Annotated in this window: 1 pseudogene; it reads right to left on the reverse strand. The window is 62.5% G+C overall.

Annotated elements, in window-relative coordinates:
• Window positions 1-4,129: pseudogene (locus tag J4E53_RS29995) on the reverse strand (LapA family giant adhesin); the annotation flags it as partial.

Consider the following 4,129-nt stretch of genomic DNA (forward strand, 5'->3'; position numbering starts at 1 on the left):
TGATGGTCGGGTCACTGCCGGCGATCAACGAGTTCAGGTTCACGTTCGACCAGTTGTTGCCTTCGAGCTTGATCGTCACGTCCGGCGCCGCTGCGGCACCGTTGGCCCCATTGAACTGGCCAGAGGTACTGACCTGCAGCGACGACACGCCATCGACCGTGCTGATCTTCAGGAAGTGGTCGATGGTGCTGCCGGTTTCGCCCTGCAACAGATCCCGCAGGTCGATCCGGTCGCCTTCGCCGGCGTTGAAGTTCTTGATCACGTCGGTGCCGGTGTCGCCGGACTTCCAGACAAAGGTATCGCCCCCCAGGCCGCCGATCAGGGTGTCATTGCCCTGGCCGCCGATCAGCGTGTCGTTACCTGTGCCACCCAGCAGGATGTCATTGCCCTTGCCACCGTTGAGCGTGTCGTTGCCGCCCTGGCCGAAAATGATGTCGTTGCCGGCGCCGCCCAGCAGGGTGTCGTTGCCATCGTGGGCACCGGACACATCGAACGCGGTGTAGTGTTCGGTGATGTACTGGTGCACGTTGCTGGTGGTGACCTTGCTGACTTCCACGCCGTTCTGCTGGGCGACGAAAGCCTGGATGGCCTGGTAGCCCTCGCCGGCGATGCCGTTGAAGCTCACCAGGTCGCCGAACAGGATGTCATTGCCGTCGCCACCGTTGACCGTATCGGCGCCCGGCAGGGTCGCTTCGGTGTGGCCGATGATCGAGTTGGCCAGGTTGTTCGGGTCGATGTTGGTCTGTGGTGTCGAGTCCGAATCGTAGGGCTTGAGGTCGTTCAGGGTCACATCACTGTTCAGGCCAATGGCTTCCACGCTGCTCAAGCCTTTGAGCAGCGTGAAGCTGTCGGTCGAGCCCGCTGCTGAATCGACATAGTTCCAGTATTCGCCATAGCCGGTGCCGCCCTGGTTCGACAGTTCAAAGGTGCCATTGCCCTCGGCATGCACCGTGCCCACATAACTGTCGGTCCATTTCTTGCCGCTTTTGGTCGACAGGTACATCTCGCCGTTTTCGTAGATGGTGTACTTGTGCGTGCTGTCGATCGTCTGGGTGTAGTACTTGCCGACGCTGTAATTGGCTGCGCTCAAGACATCATCGAGCTTGACGGTGCCGTAAAGCGTCGGATTGGTCTGTTCGCCGGTCTGGTAGTAAGTAGGCTTGCCGTCGGTAATGAAATACGTCAGGTTCTTCGCCCCGGTATTGTTCAGGGCGTCGGTGCTCTTGAAGAAGTTCGCCGTGGTCTTGAACACGTCTTCATAGTTGGTACCGCCGCCGGACACCATCGAGTCGAGTACGCCCTTAAGCAGGGTCAAGGCGTTCGGGTCGTTGAGGTTGACCGAGACCGTGTTGTTCACCTGGCTGTCGAAGTCCGCCAGGAAGATGTTCACCGTCCCGGAGTTGCTGCCCAAGCTTTGCTTGAGGGTGTTGAACACCGAGGTCAGCGAGGCCTTGGCCGCTGCGATGGACGAGTCGCTCATGCTGCCAGAGCTGTCGACCATGAAGGCGATGTTGTAGTTGACCCCCGGCACCACGGTCAGCCCGCCGATGTCGGCGACCACGATGTCGTTGCTGTCGGTGCCGGTGACGTTGTCGCTGCCAGACGTGGCGGTGACCGCGTTGTAGGTCGCCGGGTAGACGGTAACCGGGATCTGCGCCGTGCTGACCGCCGAGCCGCCGAGGGCTTCGGTAGAGGTCGACGTCACGGTCAGGTTGAACTGGCCGTTGTAGTAGGTCGGTGGCGTCAGGGTCAGGCTGCCCAGGTTCCAGCCGGTGACCGAGGCCTCGCCGTTGCTGCCCACGGTCGCGGTATGGCCCGCGCCGTCGCTCAGCACGCTGCCTTCCGGGATGCCGCCGATCTTCACGCTCAGGCTTTCGGAGCCGTCGGTGTCGGTCAGGGCGGTGGTGATCTTCGACAGGTGCACGCTGGTGCCTTCGGCGCCTTCGTTGAGCTTGAAGCCGTCGTAGTAGCCTTCGCCGTTGCTGCCGTGCAGGTCGGAGACGGTCACGCCAGCGTTCGCCAGGTCGGTCACGCCGGTGTAGAGCGGCACGCCGGCACTGCTCAGGTCCACGGGTGTGCTGCCGTTGACCGACAGGTTCACGTCGTAGCTGCCCGGGCCGGTCTGGTTGTGGTGGTAGATGTCCAGGGTGTAGTAGCCGCTGGTGGTCGGCGTGAACGAACCGTTCAGCTTGCCGCCTGCGCCCCAGGTAATGCCCGCCACATCCTTGCCGCCAATGGTCACCAGCAGGCTGTCATCCCCCGTGCCGCTGAAGGTGTAGGTCTTGCCGGCTTCGAGGAAGATCAGGCCCGAGGTTTTCGACGCGGTGCCCGGGTTGACGTTGCTGTCGGACTGCACGTTGGTCACGTTGGTGCTGCTGTTTGGCGTGCCGGCGGCATCGATCACCGATTTGAGCGTGCCGGACGGCGCGCCGCTGCCATCAGTGCCCAGGCCCGACAGGCCGGTCCAGACTTCCTTGATCAGACCGGTGGAGGTCACGCTGTTGCCAGCCACGTTGAGGCTCGGTGCGTCGGCGACCGGCGTGATATCGATCTTCACGGTGCTGGTATTGCCCAGCGCCTGGCCGTCGGTTGGTTGGAAGCTGATTTGCGCGTAATCGGCCTTTTGATCGCCCACGCCGGTCGGGTTGCCGTTGGCGCCGGATTCGTTGGCATCGGGGGTAAAGCGCAGCTTGCCGGCGTCGATGTCGGCCTTGGTGAACGTCTGGTTGTTGGCCACGTCCTTCCAGGTTGCGCCGTCCAGGTACTGCAGCTTGCCGTCACCCGGCAGCCCGGTGATTTTCACACCCTGGCTGGCGGCGGCGCTGTCCACGTCACTGATACCGAACGTCGACCAGCCGAGCACCAGCGAAGTGTCTTCGGTACCGGTCACCGCGCCACCGGTGGCTACTGGTGCGTCGTTAACCCCGACCACGTTCACGGTAGTGGTCGCGGTGTTCGAGTAGTTGCTGCCGTCGGTCACCGTCACGGTGATGATGCGCGGTACGGTGCTCGGATCTTCGCTGTTGTTGATGAAGCTGATGTTCTTGATCTGCTGCATGTAGTCGGCCAGCGTCGCATTGCCCGACAGCGTCAGCACGACCTTGCCGTCGGTGCTGTTGGCGTTGATGCTGATGCCGTTGACGCTGTTGCCCAGGTTCAGCGCATCGCCAGGCTGACGGTTGGTCAGCACGATGGTGGCGCCGGTCAGCATGGTGCTGTCCGGGTCGGTGATCTTCAGGTCGGTGTCGGCGATGGACACGCCCGGGCCAGTGGTGCCTTCGGTGAAGGTCACCTGGTAATCGGCACCCGTCTTGCCGCTGGAGTTGTTGGCATCCAGGTCGAGTACCGGCGGCGCATCGTTGTCGATGATCGAGGTGCTGACGCTGCCGTTGGTGCCGCTGACGCCCAGGTGTTCGAAATTGCCCCCGGTGGCCGAGTCGATCTTGACCACGAAGTTTTCGGTGCCTTCGGTGATCTTGTCGTCCAGCGTCGCCACGTTGAAGGTAGCGCTGGTGGCGTTGGCCGGGATCTTCACGGTGTAGACACCGGTGAAGTCCGTGCCGTCGGCGGCGGTGCCGCTGTAGACGATCTTGACGGTCACTTCCGTCTGCGCCGGGTTGGTCAGGCTGACGGTGTACGTCGCGGTCTGGCCTTCGGTGACGGACGTGCTGCCGCTGATGCTGACGGTGGTGTTGTCGACGGTATCGCCCACCGCCGTCGACGCGCCGGTCTTGTCGACAGCGATGGCTTCGAGGTTGCCGCCGGAAGCCGATTTGATCGTTTCGGTGATGGACGGAGCACCGGTGTAGACATCGTTGCCAGCAGCCACATCCAATACGCCCGAGCTTGCGCCGGCGGCGATGGTGATGGTTTTACCGCTGTCCAAGGTAACCGTCACAGGACCGTTCTGTGCGGTGACGGGTTTGCCGTCGGCGCCGGTCAACGTGGCGGTGTAGGTGATGGTGCCGTTTTCGTTCACGGTTGGTGTGGCGGTCAAGGTCACGGTGGTGGTGTCGTTGACATCGCTAACGATGGTGCTGACTGGCGCGGTGTTTGGCGCGATGGCTTCCAGATTGCCACCGGATGCACCTTTGATCGACTCGGTGACGGTGGTCGGGCCTTGATAGAC

Origin of the sequence: Pseudomonas sp. FW305-28 (assembly GCF_017351395.1) — a bacterium.
GTDB classification, from domain to species: domain Bacteria; phylum Pseudomonadota; class Gammaproteobacteria; order Pseudomonadales; family Pseudomonadaceae; genus Aquipseudomonas; species Aquipseudomonas fluorescens_AA.